This window comes from Nocardioides sp. LS1, from assembly GCF_003865225.1.
GTDB classification, from domain to species: domain Bacteria; phylum Actinomycetota; class Actinomycetes; order Propionibacteriales; family Nocardioidaceae; genus Nocardioides; species Nocardioides ginsengisegetis.
Map to the genome: position 1 here is coordinate 703,134 of NZ_BIFF01000001.1, position 21,958 is coordinate 725,091.

The 21,958-nt window shown below is 71.9% G+C and carries 17 protein-coding genes and 1 pseudogene; 12 read left to right on the forward strand and 6 right to left on the reverse strand.

The features are described from left to right. Positions 1-566 precede the first annotated feature (566 nt). Positions 567-2,069: a leucyl aminopeptidase gene (locus EJF31_RS03345; RefSeq protein WP_125035656.1), complete on the reverse strand. Its 1,503-nt coding sequence runs from the start codon at positions 2,067-2,069 to the stop codon at positions 567-569. Positions 2,070-2,125: 56 nt separating this feature from the next. On the opposite strand from EJF31_RS03345, the gene gcvT reads away from it, so the two are divergent. The 6 genes from gcvT to EJF31_RS03375 all read left to right on the forward strand — a co-directional run bounded on the left by gcvT (position 2,126) and on the right by EJF31_RS03375 (position 7,321). After that, positions 2,126-3,250 carry a glycine cleavage system aminomethyltransferase GcvT gene (gene gcvT / locus EJF31_RS03350; RefSeq protein WP_125035657.1) on the forward strand — a complete coding sequence of 375 codons (1,125 nt, stop codon included), beginning with the start codon at positions 2,126-2,128 and terminating at the stop codon, positions 3,248-3,250. Positions 3,251-3,257: 7 nt separating this feature from the next. Then, positions 3,258-3,515: a hypothetical protein gene (locus EJF31_RS03355; protein WP_125035658.1), complete on the forward strand. Its 258-nt coding sequence runs from the start codon at positions 3,258-3,260 to the stop codon at positions 3,513-3,515. Positions 3,516-3,591: 76 nt separating this feature from the next. Next, positions 3,592-5,112: a hypothetical protein gene (locus EJF31_RS03360; RefSeq protein ID WP_125035659.1), complete on the forward strand. Its 1,521-nt coding sequence runs from the start codon at positions 3,592-3,594 to the stop codon at positions 5,110-5,112. 17 nt (positions 5,113-5,129) lie between these two features. Next, entirely contained in the window at positions 5,130-5,951 is an 822-nt protein-coding gene (locus EJF31_RS03365) for a PhzF family phenazine biosynthesis protein (RefSeq protein ID WP_125035660.1), read from the forward strand. A gap of 27 nt (positions 5,952-5,978) precedes the next feature. Next, on the forward strand, positions 5,979-6,773 hold the full coding sequence (locus EJF31_RS03370; protein ID WP_125035661.1) for a thymidylate synthase: 795 nt from the start codon (positions 5,979-5,981) through the stop codon (positions 6,771-6,773). Continuing rightward, a complete protein-coding gene (locus tag EJF31_RS03375; RefSeq protein WP_125035662.1) occupies positions 6,770-7,321 on the forward strand; it encodes a dihydrofolate reductase in 552 nt (183 codons plus the stop codon). The genes EJF31_RS03370 and EJF31_RS03375 overlap by 4 nt, the downstream gene beginning before the upstream one ends. Here the strand turns inward: EJF31_RS03375 and sigK are convergent. Continuing rightward, positions 7,293-7,883 carry an ECF RNA polymerase sigma factor SigK gene (sigK, locus tag EJF31_RS03380; protein ID WP_125035663.1) on the reverse strand — a complete coding sequence of 197 codons (591 nt, stop codon included), beginning with the start codon at positions 7,881-7,883 and terminating at the stop codon, positions 7,293-7,295. The genes EJF31_RS03375 and sigK overlap by 29 nt on opposite strands. Before the next feature lie 102 nt (positions 7,884-7,985). Here sigK and EJF31_RS03385 point away from each other — a divergent pair, with 102 nt between their 5' ends. Further along, positions 7,986-8,426, forward strand: coding sequence for a MarR family winged helix-turn-helix transcriptional regulator (locus tag EJF31_RS03385; protein WP_307718964.1), 441 nt, complete (start codon positions 7,986-7,988; stop codon positions 8,424-8,426). Here the strand turns inward: EJF31_RS03385 and EJF31_RS03390 are convergent. Then, positions 8,423-9,013, reverse strand: a complete 591-nt coding sequence (locus tag EJF31_RS03390; protein ID WP_125035665.1) for a hypothetical protein — start codon at positions 9,011-9,013, stop codon at positions 8,423-8,425. The genes EJF31_RS03385 and EJF31_RS03390 overlap by 4 nt on opposite strands. Positions 9,014-9,058: 45 nt before the next feature. Here EJF31_RS03390 and EJF31_RS03395 point away from each other — a divergent pair, with 45 nt between their 5' ends. Then, a complete protein-coding gene (locus EJF31_RS03395; protein WP_125035666.1) occupies positions 9,059-9,982 on the forward strand; it encodes an LLM class F420-dependent oxidoreductase in 924 nt (307 codons plus the stop codon). A gap of 228 nt (positions 9,983-10,210) precedes the next feature. On the opposite strand, the pseudogene EJF31_RS03400 reads toward EJF31_RS03395, so the two are convergent. Next, positions 10,211-10,990: pseudogene (locus EJF31_RS03400) on the reverse strand (SPFH domain-containing protein); the annotation flags it as partial. On the opposite strand from EJF31_RS03400, the gene dapA reads away from it, so the two are divergent. Together dapA and EJF31_RS03410 are read left to right on the forward strand one after the other, a co-directional pair. Then, complete coding sequence (dapA, locus tag EJF31_RS03405) at positions 10,944-11,843, forward strand: 4-hydroxy-tetrahydrodipicolinate synthase (RefSeq protein ID WP_125035667.1); 900 nt, start codon at positions 10,944-10,946, stop codon at positions 11,841-11,843. The pseudogene EJF31_RS03400 and the gene dapA overlap by 47 nt on opposite strands. Before the next feature lie 9 nt (positions 11,844-11,852). Continuing rightward, on the forward strand, positions 11,853-13,538 hold the full coding sequence (locus EJF31_RS03410) for a ribonuclease J (protein WP_125035668.1): 1,686 nt from the start codon (positions 11,853-11,855) through the stop codon (positions 13,536-13,538). Positions 13,539-13,644: 106 nt separating this feature from the next. On the opposite strand, the gene EJF31_RS03415 is transcribed toward EJF31_RS03410, so the two are convergent. Both EJF31_RS03415 and EJF31_RS03420 read right to left on the reverse strand, forming a co-directional pair. Further along, positions 13,645-14,301, reverse strand: coding sequence for a lysoplasmalogenase (locus tag EJF31_RS03415; RefSeq protein ID WP_185736119.1), 657 nt, complete (start codon positions 14,299-14,301; stop codon positions 13,645-13,647). A gap of 65 nt (positions 14,302-14,366) precedes the next feature. Further along, positions 14,367-17,219, reverse strand: a complete 2,853-nt coding sequence (locus EJF31_RS03420) for a M4 family metallopeptidase (protein WP_125035670.1) — start codon at positions 17,217-17,219, stop codon at positions 14,367-14,369. A gap of 243 nt (positions 17,220-17,462) precedes the next feature. Here EJF31_RS03420 and EJF31_RS03425 point away from each other — a divergent pair, with 243 nt between their 5' ends. Both EJF31_RS03425 and EJF31_RS22085 read left to right on the forward strand, forming a co-directional pair. Next, positions 17,463-20,099, forward strand: coding sequence for a DNA translocase FtsK (locus EJF31_RS03425; protein ID WP_185736120.1), 2,637 nt, complete (start codon positions 17,463-17,465; stop codon positions 20,097-20,099). A gap of 5 nt (positions 20,100-20,104) precedes the next feature. Then, a complete protein-coding gene (locus tag EJF31_RS22085) occupies positions 20,105-21,946 on the forward strand; it encodes a helix-turn-helix transcriptional regulator (RefSeq protein WP_221767444.1) in 1,842 nt (613 codons plus the stop codon). The last annotated feature ends 12 nt before the right edge of the window (positions 21,947-21,958 follow it).

Here is a 21,958-nt window from a genome sequence, read left to right on the forward strand (position 1 = left end):
GCCGTCACTTCTCACGGTGAACTCACCATGAGAAGTGCAGCTTCGCCCACTTCACATGGTGAGGCGTCCTCGCAGGCAGGGGGCGCCCGCGCGCGTGGCCGACCGTCTCCCGGCATCAAGGACCCTCGCTTCGCTCGGTCCGCTGCGCGGCGGCCTGCGGCCGTCCTTGACTCCGGGACCCGGACGGTCGGCCGGCGGCGCGCTTGTCGGCACGGGCTTCGCCCGCGCCGCCCGCATGCGCGGGCGCCCAGAGCCGTGGGATGAGCGGTGAGCTGCAAACCCTTTCCCTGCCCGGTCCGGTTGATGGCTCACCATCGGGTCGGCCGGGCGGTGGGTGGTGAACCGTTTACAGGCCGGGTACGGTCGCTGGCTCACCGCTGGGGCCGGTCGGGGGTGCGCCTGGGGCAAGACGGCGGCGCAGCGCAGCCGAGCCCTGCCCCAGCCGACGCAGCTTCACCATGTGAAGTGGTCGAGCCGTCACTTCTCACGGTGAACTCACCATGAGAAGTGCAGCTCCACCCACTTCACATGGTGAAGCGTCGTCGCAGGCCGGGAGGCCGCCGCGGCTACTCGGCCAGCGACCGCGCGTAGTCGACCAGGGTGGCCACGGCGAAGCCGGTGCCGCCGGAGGTGACGTGGCCCCACGGGCTGCCGGAGTTGAAGGCCGGGCCGGCGATGTCGAGGTGCGCCCAGGGCAGGCCGGCGGTGAACTCGCGCAGGAAGGCACCGGCGAACAGCCCGCCGCCCCAGCGGATCCAGTCGTGCTGGGCGAGGTCGGCGACCTTGCTGCTGGTGATCCGCTCGCTCATCTGCTCGGGGATCGGCATCGGCCAGTGGTCCTCGCCGGACGAGGCGGCGGCGGCGAGGACGCCGTCGACGATCTCCTGCGAGCCCATCACGCCGGCGACCCGGTCGCCGAGGGCGATGACCATGTGGCCGGTCAGGGTGGCGACGTCGAGGATGACGTCGGGCTTCGCCTCGGTGGCGCGGACGAGTGCGTCGGCCAGGACCAGGCGACCCTCGGCGTCGGTGTTGAGGACCTCGACGGTCTTGCCGCCGTACATGCGCAGCACGTCACCGGGACGGGTCGCGGAGCCGGACACCATGTTCTCGGCCATCGGGGCGTAGCAGGTGACCTTGATCGGCAGGCCGAGCTCGGCGATCGCGAACGTCGCCTGGACGACGGCGGCCGCACCGCCCATGTCGCTCTTCATCTCCTGCATGCCCTGGGCCGGCTTGATGGTCAGGCCGCCGGAGTCGAAGGTGATGCCCTTGCCGACGAGGGCGAGGTGCTTGGTCGCGCCCTTGGGGGCGTAGGTGATCTCGACGAGGCGCGGGGGCGCGTCCGAGCCGGCGCCGACGCCGAGGATGCCGCCGCAGCCGAGCTCGGCGAGCTCCTTCTCGTCGATGACCTTCACGGTCACCTTCGGCGCGCCGCGGCCCTTGGTCAGCTCCTTGGCGGCGGCCGAGACGGCGTCGGCGAACTTCGGCGGCGTCAGGTCGCCGGGAGGGCAGTTGACCCAGTCGCGGGTGCCGGTGACGGCCTTGACGAGGACCTGCGCATCGGTGAACGCAGCGACGTACTCCTTCTTGCGCGCGTCGGCGGCGAGCACGACGACGTCGCCCGGGTCGGTCGCGTCGGTCTTCGAGTCGTGCTTGTACGCCGTGTAGGTGTAGGCGCCCAGCTGGTAGCCCTCGATCACCGCGCGGACCAGCTCGGGCGTGTCGGCGGGCAGCGCCAGCGAGACCGAGGCGGCGTTGGTGACGGCGCGCGCGGCGGTGCCGGCGGCGCGGCGTACGTCGCTCGTCGTGGCCGTCTTGCCCAGGCCCACCAGGACCAGCAGCGAGGACGTGAGGGTGCCGTGCGTGGGCACCTTGACGACCTCGCCGGCCTTGCCGGTGACGCCCAGCGTCGACAGCAGCGGGCTCAGCTTGCGCCCGTAGGCCTTGGCCACGTCCTCCCCACCGGGGGCGATCGTGGCGCCCTTCGGCGTCTGCAGCACACCGACGACGACGGCGTCGGTGCGGGTCTTGGCGGGGCTGGCGCTTCGAAGCGTGTACGAGGTCACCGGGGCATGGTAGCCAGCCTCCCGGCCGGCGGTGCCTGCTGCGGTAGGTTCGCGCCATGTCCGACACGACGACCGACGGGCCCGCGTTGCTCAGGTCCCCGATCCATGACCGTCACGAGGCCCTGGGGGCCAAGTTCGCGGAGTTCGGCGGCTGGTCGATGCCGCTGGAGTACCCCTCGGGCACGGTCAAGGAGCACACCGCCGTCCGCGAGTCGGTCGGCATCTTCGACGTCAGCCACCTCGGCAAGGCGATGGTCGTCGGCCCCGGCGCCGCGGCGTACGTCAACGCCACGCTGACCAACGACCTCGGCCGCATCGCACCCGGGAAGGCGCAGTACACCCTGTGCTGCGACGACGAGACCGGCGGCATCGTCGACGACCTGATCGCCTACTTCCACGACGACGACCACGTGCTGCTCGTCCCCAACGCGGCCAACACCGCCGAGGTCGTACGCCGCCTGCAGGCGACGGCGCCCGAGGGCGTGAAGGTGGTCGACCACCACCGCGACTACGCGGTGCTCGCCGTCCAGGGCACGAAGTCCGACGAGGTGCTCGCGAAGGTCGGCCTGCCGGTCGGCCACGACTACATGTCGTTCGTCGAGGCGGAGTTCTCCGGGAGCGGCGTCGTCGTCTGCCGGACCGGCTACACCGGCGAGCGAGGCTACGAGCTGATCGCCTCCAACGACGTCGCCGGCGAGCTGTGGGACGCGCTGATGGCGGCCGGCGAGGAGTTCGGCATGCTCGCCTGCGGCCTCGGCTCGCGCGACACGCTCCGCACCGAGATGGGCTACCCGCTCCACGGCCAGGACATCTCCCTCGACGTCACCCCCAACCAGGGCCGCCTGGGCTGGGCGGTCGGCTGGACGAAGGAGTCCTTCTGGGGCCGCGACGTGCTGCTGGCCGAGAAGGAGGAGGGCCCCAAGCGTCTGCTCCGCGGCCTGGTCGCCGTCGGCCGCGGCATCCCGCGCCCCGGCATGCGGGTCTCGCTGACCCACGACGTGCCGCTGTGCGAGATCACCTCGGGCACCTTCTCGCCGACCCTGCGCAAGGGCATCGGCCTGGCGCTGGTGCCGACCTTCGTCAACCCCGAGGCCGAGGTGGGCGTCGACGTCCGCGGCCGCCGCGAGATCTTCCAGCTGGTCAAGCCACCCTTCGTGGATCCGTCCGTCCGAGAGGCCTGATGCACCCGTGAACCTGCCCGAGCAGCCGCCGACGTTCCGACCGCCGACGCCGGCCGAGCGCCCCTGGTGGTGGCGCCTGGAGAACAAGGCCGGCGTCGAGGTGAACGTCTCCGCCGACCTCGCGGGCGAGCGCTTCGCCAGCCAGGCCGACGCGGAGTCGTGGGTCGGGGAGATCTGGTCCGACCTGGCGGCCGAGGGCGTCGACGCGGTCACGCTCTTCGAGCACGACCGGCAGGTCTACGGACCGATGTCGCTGCACGCCTGACACGCCCGTCGCCCATCCGTGGCGTCCTCGTCTCCGAACACTCCCCGGGACGGAGCCGCCACGTGAGGATGGGTGCATGCAGCAGGACAGCGACTTCGCGGCCTACCTGGCGGCGCGCTGGCCTGCGCTGGTCCGCACCGTGGTGCTGCTGGGCTGCCCGCGTCCCGAGGCCGAGGACGTCGTCCGCGACGCGCTCGCCCGCTGCCACCGCGGCTGGGAGCGCGAGCGGCACGCCGGCGACATCGACGCCCGGGTCCACGAGGCGCTGCTCGAGGCCGTCGCCCGCGCCGCCGGGCGGCGCACCGTCTGGCCGCACCCGGGGCTCGGGCAGCCGCAGCCGGTGCTCGACCTCGTCCCTGCCCTCGACCGGCTGACCCCACCGGTCCGGGCCGCCCTCGTGCTCGAGGCGGTCGCCGGGCTGGAACCGGACCAGCTCGCCCGCCTCCTCGGCACCACGCCCGGTACGTCGCCCGCCGCGGGCCGGCCCGGTCCCGCCGAGGTCCGGGACGCGGCGGCGGCGATCGACGTACTGGCTCCGCCGATCGACGCCGTCGTCGCCACGGCCCGGGACCACCGGCGCCGGGAGCTCAAGCGGATCGCCGGCGCGACGGCCGCGGTGCTCGTGCTGGTCGGCCTCGGCGCGTGGGCCGGCACCCGTCCGCCGCCGGCACCCGCCGCCGATCGGCCGCACGTCACCCGCGCGCAGAACCTCGCCGAGGTCGCCTGGTGGGCCAACGGCGTGCTGCACCTGCCCCGGGTCGAGGTCGAGCTGCCCCGGGTCACCGATCTGGTCGAGGTCGGCGACGGTGCGGTCATCGGCGACGAGCAGGGCGACGTCTCGTGGGTCGGCGACGACGGCGAGGTGACCCGGATCGGTCACAAGGTGCCGCTCGCGCCGCTCGTCGCCTCCGACCAGCACGGGTGGGCGGCCTGGGTGGATCCGGGCAGTCCGGGCGTCACGCGCCTGATCGTGTGGGACCTCGCCGCCGGGCAGGAGCTGGCCCACCTCGACGTCGCGGCGCACGGCCCGCTCGCCGACCAGCTCGAGGACGGTCCGCACCCGGTGGCCATCGACGGCACCCGCCTCTACTACGCGGCCGCCGACGGCGAGTGGTCGTGGCAGCTGCCCGACGGCGAGCGGGCCGGCCTGGGCATCCCGGCCCTGCTGGCCGACTCCCACGGCACCCGCGCCACGGCGCGCGGCTCGGGCGTCCACGTCGAGCAGTCGACGTACGGCATCTCGTTCGACGTCGCCGGGACCGGTGCGCAGCTGTCCCCGGCGGGGGAGTACCTCCTCACGCACCAGCCCACCGCCGACAACCAGGTCGGCACGCCGCGGATCTACGACACCCGCACCGGCGACCAGCTCTGGACCGGTCTCGAGCCGGGAGACCTGGCCGTCGCCGCGTCGCTCGGCCCCGACGACGAGGTGACCTACGTGGTGGCGCACGCCGCGGACCAGCCGCAGGCGGGGGAGTTCGTCCGGCAGTCCTTCTCCGGCCCCTACGAGCTGCGCACCTGCCACCTCGGCGAGCGCACGTGCTTCACCGTCACGAAGTTCCCCCACACCGGGGCGCTGCCCGTCCTGGCCCACTGATCGCTACCCTCCGGGACATGCGCTTCAGCCAGGTCGACGTGTTCTCCAGCGAGCCCCTGCGTGGCAACGCCCTGGCGGTCGTCCACGACGCCGACGGCGTCAGCGACGACGAGATGGCGGCCTTCGCCCGCTGGACCAACCTCTCGGAGACGACCTTCCTCCTGGCGCCCACGTCCGCGGAGGCGGACTACCGGGTCCGGATCTGGACGCCTGGCGGCGAGCTGCCGTTCGCCGGCCACCCGACGCTCGGCTCCTGCCACGCCTGGCTGGAAGCCGGGGGAGTGCCGGCCTCGAGCGAGCGCGTCGTCCAGGAGTGCGGTGCCGGGCTGGTCCGGGTGCGGCGCGACGGCGACCGGCTCGCGTTCGCCGCGCCGCCGCTGACCCGGACCGGGCCGGTCTCCGACGACGACCTCGCGGCCATCTGCGGGGCGCTGCGCATCACCGACGACGAGGTCCTGGAGTCGGAGTGGATCGACAACGGCCCCGGCTGGGTCGGCGTCCGGCTCGCCGATGCCGATGCTGTCCTCGCGCTCGACCCGGACTGGGCGGCGTTCGGCGACCTCAAGGTCGGGGTCGTGGGGGAGTACGCCGCCGGGCCGGTCGCCGTCGAGGTGCGCGCGTTCTGCCCCGGCTACGGCATGCCCGAGGACCCGGTCACCGGCTCGCTCAACGCCGGGATCGGCCAGTGGCTGGCGGGCACCCGCCTGCCCACGTCGTACGTCGCCAGCCAGGGCACCGCCCTCCAGCGTGCGGGTCGCGTCCACGTCTCGCTCGAGGACGGCACGGTCTGGGTGGGCGGCGAGACACGCACGACCATCGCCGGAACCGTCACGCCCTGACCGCCCACCGGCGGTAGTGTCAACGCCGTGCAGCAGTACCTCGACCTCCTCCAGCGGATCCTCGACGATGGCGCGGAGAAGGGCGACCGGACCGGCACCGGCACCCGCTCGGTCTTCGGGCACCAGATGCGCTTCGACCTCGCCGAGGGGTTCCCCCTCGTGACGACCAAGAAGATCCACACCCGCTCGGTCTTCGCCGAGCTGCTGTGGTTCCTGCGCGGCGACACCAACGTGAAGTGGCTGCAGGACCGCGGTGTCTCGATCTGGGACGAGTGGGCCGACGACAACGGCGACCTCGGGCCCGTCTACGGCTACCAGTGGCGCTCCTGGCCCACCCCCGACGGCCGGCACGTCGACCAGATCGCCGAGGTCGTCGAGCAGATCCGCACCAACCCCGACTCGCGCCGCCACATCGTCTCGGCGTGGAACGTCGCCGACATCCCGCAGATGGCGCTGGCGCCGTGCCACACGATGTTCCAGTTCTACGTCGCGCAGGGGCGGCTGAGCTGCCAGCTCTACCAGCGCTCGGCCGACGTGTTCCTGGGCGTGCCGTTCAACATCGCGTCGTACGCCCTGCTGACCCACATGGTCGCGCAGGTGACCGGCCTCGAGGTCGGCGACTTCGTGCACACCCTCGGCGACGCGCACCTCTACTCCAACCACCTCGACCAGGCCCGCCTCCAGCTGACCCGCTCGCCGCGGCCGCTCCCGACGCTCACCCTCGACCCGTCGGTCACCGACCTCGACGCCTTCGAGCTCGAGCACATCACCCTCGCGGGCTACGACCCGCACCCCGGCATCAAGGCCCCCATCGCGGTATGAGTCTCGACGAGCTCGACCACCAAAGACTCGACCACCGAAGAGTCGTGCTGGTCGCCGCCGTGGCCGACAACGGCGTGATCGGTGCCGACGGGGACATCCCCTGGCGGATCCCCGAGGACTTCGCGCACTTCAAGCGGACGACGCTGGGCCACACGCTCGTCATGGGCCGGGCGACCTACGACTCGATCGGCCGCCCGCTCCCGGGACGTACGACGATCGTGCTCACCCGCTCACCCTCGTGGTCGGCGGAAGGCGTCCTCGTCGCCGACTCGCTCGAGGCCGCGCTGGCGCTGGCCGCCGACCTGCCCGGTGACGTGATGGTCGCCGGGGGAGCGACGGTCTACGAGCAGGCGATGCCGCTCGCCACCCACCAGGTGCTGACGTGGGTGCACCGCTCGCCGGAGGGCGACACCTTCTACCCGGCGTACGACGCCGACGACTGGGTCGAGACCGCTCGCGAGGAGCACGACGGCTACGACACCGGTTGGGACGTCGTCTGGCTCGAGCGTGCCCGGGCGGTCACGTCGGCTCCGCCGCCACCAGGGTGAGGAGGTCCCGCAGCCGGAGGAGGCCGTCCCGGATCCGGCTCTTGGCGGTCCCGAGCGGGATGCCGAGCAGGCCGGAGACCTCGACATGGGTGTGGCCGCCGAAGTAGGCCAGCTCGATCGCCTGGCGCTGAATCGTGGAGAGCTCGGCCAGGGCCGCCTGCACGGCCCGGGCCGCGAGGTAGGACTCGACGGCCGTCGCGGTCGCGTCGTACGCCGGCTCGAGGGTCGACTCGGCATGAGCGGCGTCGTCGCGGCGTCGCCCGGCGTCGCTGGCACGCACCCGGTCCACGGCCCTGCGGTGCGCGATGGTCATCACCCACGCCATTGCCGAGCCGCGGTCGGGGTCGAAGTGGGAGGCCGACCGCCAGAGCTCCAGCAGGACCTCCTGGGTGACCTCCTCGGACTGATGGGGGTCGCGCAGGACGCGCAGGACCATCCCGTGGACGCGCGGCGCGAGCTCGTCGTAGAGCGCGGCGAAGGCCTCCGCGTCATGCCGGCCGACGGCGGACAGGAGGGTGTCGAGGGCGGGTTCCGGGGCGGTGCGGGCGGTGCGACTGGGCATGGTCGTCCTTCAGTCGGCAACGGAACCCCCATGGCAACCGCTACATCTTGTGCACAAGTAACTAGGGCACAAGGTAGCGCACGGCGTGCCAGAATGGCAGACATGGCCAGCGCGACGACTCCCTCGCTCGAGGAGCAGTTGTGCTTCGACCTGTACGCCGCCTCGCGGGCCGTCACCAACGCCTACCGCCCGGTCCTGCGCGAGCTGGGGCTGACCTATCCTCAGTACCTCGTGATGCTCGTGCTGTGGGAGCACGGCACGTGCACCGTGCGGGATCTCGCCGACGTGCTCAGGCTCGACCACGGCACCCTGACGCCGCTCCTGCGCCGCATGGAGGCCAACGGCGTGGTGACGCGTCGTCGTGCCGACCTCGACGAGCGCTTCGTGGAGGTGGCCCTCACCGAGAGCGGTGAGGCGATGCGTCGCCACGCGAGCCGGATCCACTGCGACATGAAGGACCTGCTCGGGCTCACGCCCGACGAGTTCGGCGCCCTGCAGGCGACGTTGCGCCTGCTGACCGAGCGCGCAACCCCCGCGCCCTAGAGCGCCGAGCGGTAGACCTCGAGGTCGGCGGCGTAGTGCGCCTCGAGCTTGGCCCGGGTCGCCGGGTCGATGGCGGCGGCGCGCTCGGGGGAGACGTTGGCCGGCGCCAGCTCGGGCATCTTCACGCCCAGCTTGTCGGCCATCCAGGCGGCGGCCCGGTCCAGGTGCTCGTAGCGGTAGATCCGGTCGACGAGGACCTCGCCCTCCAGGCTGCTGACGAACTTCGCCGAGCTGCCGAGGTAGACCTCGCCGGTGCAGATCCGGTCGGCGAACTCGTCGAAGCCCATGTCGCCCGTGTAGGTCCTGCGGCCCTCGGTGCCCGGCCGGGCCCGGTAGCGCCACCACGAGGCGGCCCAGTCGACCGGCTCGCGGACCATTGCGACCGTTTCGTAGGACTCGCGCGCGAAGCCGTAGTGCGTCAGCACCGGCGCGATGGAGGCCTCGAAGAAGCGCGCCGTCATGTGCTTCATCGGCGGCGGCTTGGAGGCGACGAGCTGGGCGTGCCGCTCGAACTCGCGCTGGATGGTCGTCGAGCCCGTCTTCGTCATCGACAGGAACACGAAGCCCGCCTGGGCCATGGCCATCATGGGCCGGACCCTATCGGGTTGGGGGCACCTGTCAGGGTGGTGCGCATGGAGCTGCGTATCTTCACCGAACCCCAGCAGGGAGCGATGTACGACGACCTCCTCGCGGTCGCCCGCACCGCCGAGGAGCTCGGGTTCGGGGCCTTCTTCCGGTCCGACCACTACCTCGGCATGGGCACCGAGGGGCTGCCCGGCCCGAGCGACGCCTGGACGACGCTGGCCGGCCTGGCGCGGGACACCAGCACGATCCGGCTCGGCACGATGATGACGAGCGCGACGTTCCGGCATCCCGGTCCCCTCGCCATCCAGGTCGCCAACGTCGACCAGATGAGCGGTGGTCGGGTGGAGCTCGGGATCGGTGCGGGCTGGTTCGCCCAGGAGCACACGGCCTACGGCATCCCCTTCCCCTCCACCGGCGAGCGCTTCGACCGGTTCGAGGAGCAGCTCGCGATCATCACCGGGCTGTGGGGCACGGCGGTGGGGGAGCGGTTCACCCACCGCGGCACCCACTACGAGGTCCTCGACTCCCCGGCCCTGCCGAAGCCGACGCAGGCGCGGCCGCCGGTGCTGATCGGCGGGCTGGGCAAGAAGCGGACCCCGGAGCTCGCCGCCCGCTACGCCGACGAGTTCAACCTGCCCTTCGTCGACGAGGAGACGACCGCGACGCAGTTCGCCCGGGTCCGCGCCGCGTGCGAGGCCCAGGACCGCGACCCGGCGACGATGACCTGGTCCAACGCCCTCGTGGTCTGCGTCGGCGCGGACGAGGCCGAGGTCGAGCGCCGGGCGAAGGCGATCGGGCGGGAGCCCGAGGAGCTGCGCACCAACGGGCTCGCCGGCTCACCGGGTGAGGTCGTCGACAAGCTCCGCCGCTACGCCGCCCTCGGTGCCGAGCGCGCCTACCTCCAGGTGCTCGACCTGGGGGACCTGGACCACCTGCGGCTCATCGCCGCCGAGGTCGCGCCGCACGTCTGACGCGCGCCGCGGCCGGGGGAACGGCTCCGCGGCGGCGGCCTCGCGCCGCAGGAACGCACCGAGGTCGGCGATGGTGCTCATCAGGGGCGCCGGGAAGACCACGGTCGTGTTCTTGTCGACGCCGATCTCGACCAGGCTCTGCAGGTTGCGCAGCTGCAGGGCGAGCGGGTGGGCCATCATCGTGTCGGACGCGTCGCCCAGCGCGGCAGCGGCCGCAGCCTCGCCCTCGGCGGCGATGATCTTGGCGCGCTTCTCCCGCTCGGCCTCGGCCTGGCGGGCCATCGCGCGCTTCATGCTCTCCGGGAGCTGGATGTCCTTGAGCTCGACGAGCGTGACCACAACGCCCCAGTCGGCGGTCGTCACGTCGAGGATCTCCCGGATGCTGGCGTTGATGGAGTCGGTCTCCGACAGCGTCTGGTCCAGCGAGCTCTGCCCCACGACGTTGCGCAGCGTGGTCTGGGCGATCTGGTTGATGGCGGCCGCGACGTTCTCGATGGCGACGATCGCCTTGGTCGCGTCGACGATCCGGTAGTACGCCACCGCAGCCACGTCGATGCTCACGTTGTCCCGCGTGATGATCCCCTGGGACTGGATCGGCATCGTCACGATCCGCAGGGAGACGCGGCGCAGCTGGTCGATGACCGGGATGATGAAGTGCAGCCCCGGCTCCCGGACCCCGATGACGCGTCCGAGCCGGAAGAGCACCCCCTTCTGGTACTGCGTGACCACCCTGATCGACAGGGCGAGACCGACCGCGGCGACGACCGCGACCACCAGTCCGACGACGGCCCAGGTGTTCATGGCGGGCTTCCTCCCGGCGGGCCACGGACGGGTCCCGCCTCCTTCCACCCTCTGCCGTGGAGGGCGGGCCGGGGAGAGGCGTGCGGCCCGGCAACGTCGCCGAACGTCCCGCGCCGTCCCGCGCGTCGGGGGAGCGGCGGGGAAGCGATAACCTTCGGGCATGACGACCCAGCCCGCCGCTCCGTTCGGCCGCGTGCTCACCGCCATGGCCACCGCGTTCCACGCCGACGGATCCGTCGACCTCGAGGGCACCGCGCGGATCGCGACCCACCTGGTCGACCACGGCCACGACGGCGTCGTCGTCTCCGGCACCACCGGGGAGTCGCCGACCACGACCGTCGCGGAGGACGGCCAGATCCTGGCCGCCGTCAAGGACGCCGTCGGCGACCGGGCCACCATCGTCGCGGGCGTCGGCACCAACGCGACCGCCCACTCGGTGGAGCTGGCGCAGCAGGCCGAGAAGATCGGCGCCGACGGGCTGCTGCTCGTCACGCCCTACTACAACAAGCCCGGCCAGGCCGGCGTGCTGCACCACTTCCGCACGGTCGTCGAGGCGAGCGACGTACCCGTCATGCTGTACGACGTCCCCGGCCGCACCGGCACCGAGATCTCGCTCGAGGTCTACGAGAAGGCCTTCGAGCTCGAGCAGGTCGTCGCGGTCAAGGACGCGGTCGGCGACTACGCCCGCGGCGTCAAGATCATGCAGATGGGCTACGCCCTCTACTCCGGCGACGACGTCTCCACCCTCGGCTGGCTGGCGCACGGCGCCGCCGGCGTCGTCTCCGTCGTCGGCCACGCGGCCGGCGACCAGATCCGCGCGATGATCGAGGCCTTCCGGGCCGGCGACCACGCGCAGGCCCTCACCATCTTCACGCGGCTGCTCCCCGCGACGGACGCCGTCATGGGCGTCCCCAACTACGGAGCCACCACCGCCAAGGCAGCACTCCAGCTCCTCGGCGTACTCGACAACCGGAACGTCCGCGCGCCCCTGGTGCCGCTGGACGACGACGAGGTGGCCGCGCTGCGCGCCGGCCTCGTTGCCTCCGGTCTCATCCCGTAAGGAACGACTTTGTCCCATCCTCATCCCGAACTCTCCGCACCGGCCGATCTGGCGAAGGGGGGTTTGCGGATCACCGCGCTCGGCGGGCTCGGCGAGGTCGGCCGCAACATGACCGTCTTCGAGTACGACGGGCGGCTGCTGATCGTCGACTGCGGCGTGCTGTTCCCCGAGGACCACCACCCCGGCGTCGACCTGATCCTGCCCGACTGGTCCTCGATCCGGGACCGCCTCGACGACGTCGAGGCGCTCGTCCTGACCCACGGCCACGAGGACCACATCGGCGCCACGCCGTACCTCCTCCGCGAGCGCGGCGACATCCCGCTCGTCGGCTCCGAGCTGACGCTGGCCCTGCTCGGCAGCAAGCTGCGCGAGCACCGGCTCAAGGAGACCGTGCACCACAAGGTCCGCGAGGGCGACCGGGTCTCGTTCGGCCCGTTCGACCTGGAGTTCGTCGCGGTCAACCACTCCATCCCGGACGCGCTCGCCGTCGCCATCCGCACCGGTGCGGGCCTGGTCCTGCACACCGGCGACTTCAAGATGGACCAGCTCCCGCTGGACGGCCGGATCACCGACCTGCGCGCCTTCGCGCGGCTCGGCGAGGAGGGCGTCGACCTCTTCCTGACCGACTCCACCAACGCCGAGACCCCCGGCTTCACGCCCGCCGAGAAGTCCATCACCCCGGTCATCGACCGGGTCTTCCACGAGTCGCAGCAGCGGATCATCGTGGCCTGCTTCGCCTCGCACGTGCACCGCGTGCAGCAGGTGCTCGACGCGGCGTACGCCCACGAGCGGCAGGTCGCCTACGTCGGCCGCTCGATGGTGCGCAACATGGCGATCGCCAAGGACCTGGGCTACCTCAAGGTGCCGCCGGGCGTGCTGGTCGACACCAAGGACCTGGCCGACCTGCCGCCGGAGCGCCAGGTGCTGGTCTCCACCGGCTCGCAGGGCGAGCCGATGAGCGCGCTGTCGCGGATCGCCCAGCGCAACCACAACTTCGTGCACATCGAGGAGGGCGACACCGTCCTGCTCGCCTCCAGCCTGATCCCGGGCAACGAGAACGCCGTCTACCGGGTCATCAACGGCCTGGCCCGCTGGGGCGCCAACGTCGTGCACAAGGGCAACGCGCTCGTGCACGTCTCGGGCCACGCCAGCGCCGGTGAGCTCCTCTACTGCTACAACATCGTCAAGCCGAAGAACGTCCTGCCCGTGCACGGCGAGATCCGGCACATGCGCGCCAACGCCGACCTGGCCCGCGCCACCGGCGTGCCCAACGTCGTCATCGCCGAGGACGGCGTGGTGGTCGACCTCGTCGACGGCGTGGCCGCGATCGCCGGCAAGGTCGACTGCGGCTACGTCTTCGTCGACGGCTCCTCGGTCGGCGACATCACCGAGTCCGACCTCAAGGACCGCCGGATCCTCGGCGAGGAGGGCTTCATCTCGGTGATCGTCGTCGTCGACTCCGTCAGCGGCAAGGTCTCCGGCGGGCCCGAGATCCACGCCCGGGGCTTCGCCGAGGACGACTCGACCTTCGACGCGATCAAGCAGCCGATCATCGACGCGCTCGACCGGGCCATCGCCGAGGGCAACACCGACTCCTACCAGCTCCAGCAGACCGTCCGCCGCGTCGTCGGCCGCTGGGTCAGCAACACCCACCGCCGCCGCCCGATGATCATCCCGGTGGTCATCGAGGCCTGACGCGAGAGGGCACTTCCAGGCACTCTCAAGCCACCGAGAGGGCGATCCTGCCGGCAGGATCGCCCTCTCGTGCGTCTGGGAGTGCCCCTGAGTGCCCTCTCGCGCCTCAGGTGGCGGCGAGGACGCCGGCCACGATCAGTGCCTGGCCGAGGTGGTAGGTCACCATCAGGGCGAGCTTGGCGTGGGGGATGGGCCGGACGAACCGGTCCACCGAGAGGGTGGCGTCGCTGCTGACGAAGACGGTGGCGCCGAGGGCGACGAGCCACTCCCCGGTGAACCACGCGCAGACCAGCATCGCCCCGATCACGGCGGTGTAGACGGCGACGGGCACCGACAGGGAGGCCCCGCCGAGGCGGTGGCACCGCGGGACGACGTCCCGGGTCACGACGACGCTGACCGCGAGGACCGCGAAGACCGCCCAGGACCAGGCCGGGCGCGGCAGGCCGAGGTCTGCGAAGCAGACCAGGAAGGCCAGGTGCCCGACCAGGAACGCCGCGACGCCGGCCTTGAAGCGGGGGAGCGAGTCCGAGAGCAGGGCGACGTCGCCGAGCAGGCCGAAGGCCAGCGCGACCAGCAGCCACACCCCGGCGCTGTCCGAGGCGGCACCCAGCACGACCGCCGCCACGATCAGCGACGCGAGGGTCGCGGGCTTCGCCCACGTCTCCGTACGTCGATCGCCGCGGGCCACCGCGGCCCAGTCGGTCAGCGCACAGGCTGCGGGCAGGATCCAGATGAGCTGTGCAGCATCGAGTTGGGCGGGCACGAGCCGAGCATGGCAGGAGGCCCCGCCGGACGTGTCCGACGGGGCCTCCTGGTGAGACGGGTGGATCAGCGGCGGTGGCCGAGAGCCGCGTGGCGACCCTGGGCGTTGGCCTTCTTCTTGCAGACCACGACCTTGACGTTGTCGAGGTACCAGCCCTCGACGCCGCCACAGCCGTCACGGCCCATGTCGAAGCGGAACTTCACGGTGTCGCCCGCCTTGGCGCCGGCCGCCTTGAGGTCGACGACCGTGGTGCCCCACGAGCCGTGGACCTGGCCGCCGTCGGTGCCGGTCCAGGCGTCCTGGCCGGCGAGCGGGTCGGTGCTGCCCTCGTCGTTGGTGGCGAGCGTGGAGTTCGGGCCGTTGAACGTGTAGGCACCGGCCGGGATGAGCTTCCAGGCGCCGCCGTTGACCTTGATCTTCACGTTGCCGCCGTCGAACCCGGCCTCGGTGGACACGTAGTGCTGGAACACCAGGTGCCGCGAGGCGCCGTTGGGCAGCGAGACCGCCGGGCTGGCGATCGTGTCGACGCTGGAGATGTCGTTGGCGTCACCCGAGCAGCTGCCTCCCTGCGGGTCGGGGCCGGCCGCCACCTTGCTCGCGTGCGAGCCGGGTGCCGCGGCGGTGGTCCGCCACGGGTAGCCGTGACCGGCGGGGTAGACCGTCGAGCCGCCCTTGGTCCAGTTGCCCAGGCCCTTCTCGAAGTCGTCGCCCCACACCTTGGAGGTGGTGAACGCCTTGCCGCAGGCAGCCGGGGCGCCCTTGGCGAGCAGCGGCTGGAAGTTGCACTGCGTCGGCGGGGTGCGGAACTGCACGGCCTGCTCCATCGCGGAGACGGCCTGGCAGTCGGCGGCGGTGATGGGCGCCGCCGGGCCACCCGGAGTCAGGCGCTGGACCGACAGCTTCTGGATCGGCTGGCCCACGAGCGCGGTGCAGGCCGCGTCGAGGCTGTCCGCCATGTCGGTGAAGTCCGACATCGGGGTCAGGTAGTCCAGCTGGGTCTGCCACCAGATGTTGGCGGCCTTGTCCAGGCCGATGCCGGGGACCGTGACGCCGTTGTAGGTGCCACCGTCGACCAGCAGGGCGTAGCCGTGGTTGGGGATGCCGGAGTTGCTGTGCACGCCGCCGTTGTCGTCGGTCGAGCACTTGTACTCGGCGTCCGCGACCTTGCCCGGGTCGCCGTAGCAGGTGGGCACCCACATGTCGCGGAGCGCGCCACCGAACGCCGGGGCCTGCTCGCCGATGAGCCAGCGGTAGGAGTTCGAACGCTGGCCGGCGGTGTCCTTCATGGTCACGTTGACCGGACCGCTGGCGAGGGCCGTCTTGATGGCCTCGCGGTCGCTGAGACCGATCATGACGGTCGGGATCGTGATGCCGGTGCCGTCGCCGGACGCCGAGAACGGCGCCTCGTCGCGGTTGCCGATGATCAGCGCGACCGCGCCGGCGGCCTGCGCGTTGGCCGTCTTGGTGTCGAAGGTGCACGTGCCCCGGTCGACGATCGCGATCTTGCCCGCGACCGCGGCGGCGTTGTCGAAGGGCGAGCAGCCGTCGGTGGAGGTCCCACCGTCGGCGGTGCCGTCGACGCCCTGCACGACGTCACCAGTGATGCCGGTGGAGTCGAGCTGCGGGCCGTAGCCGGCGGCGGCCGTCGCGCAGTCGCGCTGGATCGACGCCGGGCTGTTGATCGTCACGGTCGGCTGCGAGGGGGAGTGCGTGGAGCACTGGCCCACGGGTCGGTGGGTCGTGATGTCGCCCTCGCCCTCGTCGTGGCGGCCGTTGATCAGGTCGATCGTCTCGCCCCACACGTCGGAGTAGGACTCGTTGAGCGCACCGGGCTGCCACTGGTAGATCAGGCCCGAGGTGTACTGCGTGTAGGCGTGGCCCCACTCGTGGGAGACGACGTCGTCGGCCTCGGAGCCGGGGCACATGTTGATGCGCTGGCCGTTCCAGTTGGCGTTGGGGCAGTAGTTCGGGTCGTTGGGGTCCTGGTAGTTCTCGACCGTGACCATCTTGGTGCCCTGGCCGTCGAAGGAGTCCCGGCCGAAGGTGTTGGCGTAGAGCCAGTAGGAGTTGCCCGCGTCGTACATCAGGTTCTGCTGGTAGGTCGACAGCGTGCCCGGGAAGGCGTCGCCGTCCTTCCACTCCAGGTGGGCCGGGTCCTGCGTGCCGTCGTACAGCTCACGGTCGGTCTCGAAGCCGTCGGTCATCGAGTAGCGGTTGACGACCTTGCCGGTGGCCGCGTCGACGAAGACGCGGTCGTTGACGCCGTGGGCGTTGGTGACGCCGACCATCCAGGCGAGGATGTTGGTGCCCTGCTGGCCGCGGATCGCGCCGGTCCGGTAGATCACGAGCTCGGCGGAGGAGGCCTCCAGGCCCGTCACGTTGGCCGGGGCCTCGGCCGAGCCGGGCGGGTTGGCGTGCACGGTGCCGATGGCGTGCGAGGAGGCGATCGACTTGCTCACCCGCGGCGTGACCGACAGGTCGAGGCCCGGGGCGGCGTAGCCGTTGACCGAGGTCAGGTCGCCGGCCTTGTCGAGGTTGGCCTTGATGGTGGAGCCGAAGACCGGCAGGCCCTGGTAGTACTGCTTGTAGGTGACGGTCCAGCCGTAGCGGCCGGCCGCCGCGTCGGTCTGGCGCAGCTGGTCCTTGGTGGCGCCGAAGACGCCGGCGTACTTGCCGAGGTAGGCGTTGGCCTTGTCCACGGCACCGCGCAGCGAGTCACCCTCGAGCGTCGGCATCAGGTCGCCGCCCGCGGCGGACCGGACGAAGCCGACCTTGCCGGTGGCGCGCTCCTGGGTGAGTACGACGGACCCGGTGGCCTCGCCGCGCAGCTGCTGGACGAGCGAGTCGCTCGTTGCCGCGGGGCTGGTGCCTGCCGCGACCGCTTGCATCCCGGGCACGGCGGCGAAGCCGGCGCCCACGAGGGCAAGGCTGATCCCTAGCCGAGTGAGTTTCACGTGTGGTTTTCCCTCCGAAGTGGTCCCCTGGTGCCGCGTGTGAACTACGACACCCACCGGGCACCTTATGGAGACCTTGCTGTCCGTGCCAGCAGACCCGCGAATCTTTTCGGAACCGGTGGCTGAAACAACTGCCCGTGAGGACAGCCGGCCGACACGCTCCTGTGATCCCTGTGACGGGTGGGACCATCGATTACCGTGCTGACCATGGCGACCCGTACGTCTTCCCCGCCGGGGTCGCGGAGCAAGAGCACGTCCTCGACCGGGTCGAAGAGCCCCGCACGAGGGACCTCGAGCACCCGATCCCGGAGTACCGGCAACACCCCGACGAAGAGCACGAGCACGGCGCGCAGCACCAGCAAGCGCAAGCCGGCTCCCAGCGCGCGCTCGAAGCGTCCGGCGCCCCGCGCCGTGCGCAACGGTCCCGGGCCGATCTCCCGGACGTTCACCGCCGTCTTCCGCGGCATCGCCGCGGTGTGGCTGGGTGTCGCGCACGCCCTCGGTGCCGCCGCGCGCGGCATCGGCCGGACCGCACGCGACCTCGAGCCCGAGCACCGCCGCGACGGGGTCGGCCTGTTCCTCTTCGGCCTCTCGGTCGTCGTGGGTGCCGCCGTCTGGTTCCAGATCGACGCGCCGGCCATGGGCTTCACCCGGACCGTGGTCGCCGGGACGGTCGGCAAGGTCGGCTGGTTCGTCCCGCTGGCGCTCGTCTACGTCGGCTGGCGCAACATGCGCGACCCGATCCACAACGGCCCGGCCGGTCGCCAGGTCGTGGGCTGGGCCGCCTTCGCCTTCGGCATCCTCGGCATCGTCCACATCGCCAACGGCAACCCGCAGCCGGTCATGGGCGACGCCAGCAAGCTCCAGGGCGCCGGGGGAGCGGTCGGGTTCGTCGTCTCCTCGCTGCTGCTCGACCTGCTGCGCACGCCGTACGTCGTCGTGCCGCTGCTCGCACTGCTCTCCTTCTTCGGTGTCCTGATCATCACCGCGACGCCGCTCTACCAGGTGCCGGCCCGTCTCGCCGAGCTCCGCGACCGGATGCTCGGCCGCGAGCACCACGTCGAGGACGGCACCGACGGTCTCGACGAGACCCAGCCGATCCGCAGCCGCCGCGGCAAGGTCGAGGACTACGACCCCGAAGGCGACCCGGCCTACGACTCCCCGGTGCTCACCGACCGCGAAATCAGGAAGCGTCGCAAGAAGGACGCCCTCGACGTCGCGATGGAGGGCATGGAGGAGACCCAGGAGACCGACGCCGTCGGCCTGGACATCCTCGACGCCGCCGCGGCCGTCCCGGCGGCCGGCAAGACCGAGCTCGAGCCGCCGCCGCACTCGCCGCTGCCCGCTCGGGTCGAGCAGCTCGCCCTGTCGGGCGACGTCACCTACTCGCTGCCCGCCAACGAGGTGCTCAAGCCCGGCTCGGTGCACAAGGCCCGCTCCAAGGCCAGCGACGAGGTCGTCAACCGGCTCACGAGCGTGCTCGACGAGTTCGGCATCGACGCCCAGGTCACCGGCTACACCCGCGGCCCGACGGTCACCCGCTACGAGGTCGAGCTCGGCCCCGCGGTCAAGGTCGAGAAGGTCACCGCGCTCTCCAAGAACATCGCCTACGCCGTGGCCTCGGCCGACGTGCGCATCCTCAGCCCGATCCCCGGCAAGTCCGCGATCGGCATCGAGATCCCCAACCTCGACAAGGAGATCGTCTCCCTCGGCGACGTGCTCCGGTCCAACACCGCGCGTTCGGACCACCACCCGATGGTGGCCGGCCTCGGCAAGGACGTCGAGGGCGGCTTCGTCGTCGCCAACCTCGCGAAGATGCCGCACCTGCTGGTCGCGGGTGCCACCGGCTCCGGAAAGTCGTCGTTCATCAACTCGATGATCACCTCGATCCTGATGCGGTCGACGCCCGACGAGGTCCGGATGATCATGGTCGACCCCAAGCGGGTCGAGCTGAACGCCTACGAGGGCGTCCCGCACCTGATCACCCCGATCATCACCAACCCCAAGAAGGCCGCCGAGGCGCTGGCCTGGGTCGTGCGCGAGATGGACATGCGCTACGACGACCTGGCCAACTTCGGCTTCCGCCACATCGACGACTTCAACAAGGCCGTCCGGGCGGGCAAGGTCCAGGTGCCGCCGGGCTCCGAGCGCGAGCTCACGCCCTACCCCTACCTCCTGGTCATCGTCGATGAGCTCGCCGACCTGATGATGGTCGCCCCGCGCGACGTCGAGGACGCGGTCGTGCGGATCACCCAGCTGGCCCGCGCGGCCGGCATCCACCTGGTGCTCGCCACCCAGCGACCCAGCGTCGACGTCGTCACCGGGCTGATCAAGGCCAACGTCCCGTCCCGGCTGGCGTTCGCCACCTCCTCGGTCACCGACAGCCGGGTCATCCTCGACCAGCCGGGCGCCGAGAAGCTGGTCGGCCAGGGTGACGGGCTGTTCCTGCCCATGGGCTCATCCAAGGCCGTGCGCGTCCAGGGCTCCTGGGTCACCGAGGCCGAGATCGCGCAGGTCGTCAAGCACTGCAAGAGCCAGCTCGAGCCGACGTACCGCGAGGACGTCACCGCGCCCGCCGCCAGCAAGCGCGAGCTCGACGACGACATCGGCGACGACATGGACCTGGTCATCCAGGCCATCGAGCTCGTCGTCTCGACCCAGTTCGGGTCGACCTCGATGCTCCAGCGCAAGCTCCGCGTCGGCTTCGCCAAGGCCGGACGCCTGATGGACATTATGGAGAGCCGTGGCGTGGTGGGTCCCAGCGAGGGATCCAAGGCCCGTGACGTGCTCGTGAAGCCCGACGAGATCGACGGCGTGATCGCCACCCTGCAGGGGGAGATGTGAACAACGTGAGCGCAGCCCAGGTCCACGACGACCGCTACGACGACCAGTACGACGAGCAGTCGACGCCCGAGCCCCTCGGCCTGGCACCCGACCCGGTGGAGGTGCGCCGCAACGCCGGGCTCGCCGCCCTCGTGGGTGGCGTCGCCTCGGCCGTGGCCATCGCCTACCTCGCCCGTGCGGCCGCCACCGGTGCGGTCGTCGACTGGACCCTCGCGGTCCTCATGGGCGTCCTCGGCGTGGCCCACCTGGTCGCCTTCGTCGACGCCCGCACCCCGCTGCTCGTAGCCGACACCCAGGGCGTGCGCATCCGCCTCGGTCGCACCTGGCGCGGCATGCCGTGGGGCGCGCTGTCCCACGTCGAGCACACGCCGCGCCGCGGCTTCCTGCGCGACGGCCGGCTGGTCCTCGTCGCCCGCAACCCCGAGCGGGTGCTGGCGGAGCTGGACGCCTCCGGTCGCCGCCAGTCGACGCTGGCCACGCGCCTCTACGGCGCCCCGTTCGCCGTCCCCCTGGCCCTCACCACCCGCGTGAGCGGCGCCGGCGAGGACCTGACCGTGGCGCTGGTCCGGCTCGCCGGCGACGCCCAGCTGGTCGTCGAGGTGGTCGCCGCCGAGCCCGCCCTCGAGGACTCCGCCGAGGACTCCGTCGAAGAGCCGGCCGAGGACCTGGTCGAGGAGATCGACGAGGTCGACGAGGTCGACGAGGTCGATGAGACCGACGAGACCCCGGCCACGCGCTGGCACGACCCGCGCCCGGCCCTGGCCCGCGGCATCGGCGCCGTGGCCGCCCGTCTCCAGCGCGACCGCATGCCGGTCGAGGACGGCGAGCACACCGAGCCCACCGAGACCCTGCCGGCGGTCGCCGCCAGCGCGACCCCGAGCCCCCTGCGCGAGCCCGTCTCGGCCGCGCGCATCGAGGTCCGCAGCGACCTGACGATGGGCGCAACGGCCCTGCGCCCCGACAGCAGCGAGGACGGCACCACGCGCGAGCTGCCGGAGGCCCGCGAGCTGCGCCGCCCCGGCAGCATCAACCTCGTCGAGGACACCCAGGTCTGGGGTGACCGGGTCCGCCCGATCGCCCGCGCAGGCGAGCCGGTCGCGCCCCTGCTGATCGACGAGTTCGAGGCCCAGCCCGCCGACGACCCGGTCGTGGGTCCCGAGCTGGCCGCGGCCCGCACCCGCCTGGCCCTCACGGTCGACCAGCTGGCCGATCGCACCCGCATCCGCCCGCACGTGATCGAGTCGATCGAGGTCGACGACTTCGCGCCCTGCGGCGGCGACTTCTACGCCCGCGGCCACCTGCGCACCCTCGCGCGGGTGCTCGGCATCGACGTGGCGCCGCTGCTGGCGTCGTACGACGAGCGCTACGCCGACGCCCCGATCAACCCGCGCCGGGTCTTCGAGGCCGAGCTGGCCACCGGGTCCCACGGCTCGATCCGCGGCACCCGCGGTGGCCCCAACTGGTCGGTGCTCATCGCCGCGGTGATGACGCTCGTGCTGGCCTGGTCGATCGCCCGCCTCGTGATGGACAGCCCGGTGGACCTGCACACGACGCCGGTCCTCAACGGGTCCGGTGGCAGCCACAGCTTCCAGCAGCTCGGCGACCCCGTCCCGGTCGTGATCACCGCTGCCGGTGGCGGCGCCCAGGTGATCGTCCGCGACGGTGCCGGCGAGATCGCCTTCCGGGGCCCGCTGTCCTTCGGCGAGAGCCGCACGCTCAAGGACGTCGCCCCGCCGGTGCGGGTGCAGTCCTCCGACGGGTCGCTGCAGGTCAGCGTCGACGGCGAGGACCACGGCGCGCTGGGCGCCACCGGGGAGCCCGCGCAGGACACCTTCACCGTGCGCTGAGGGGCGGCGTTG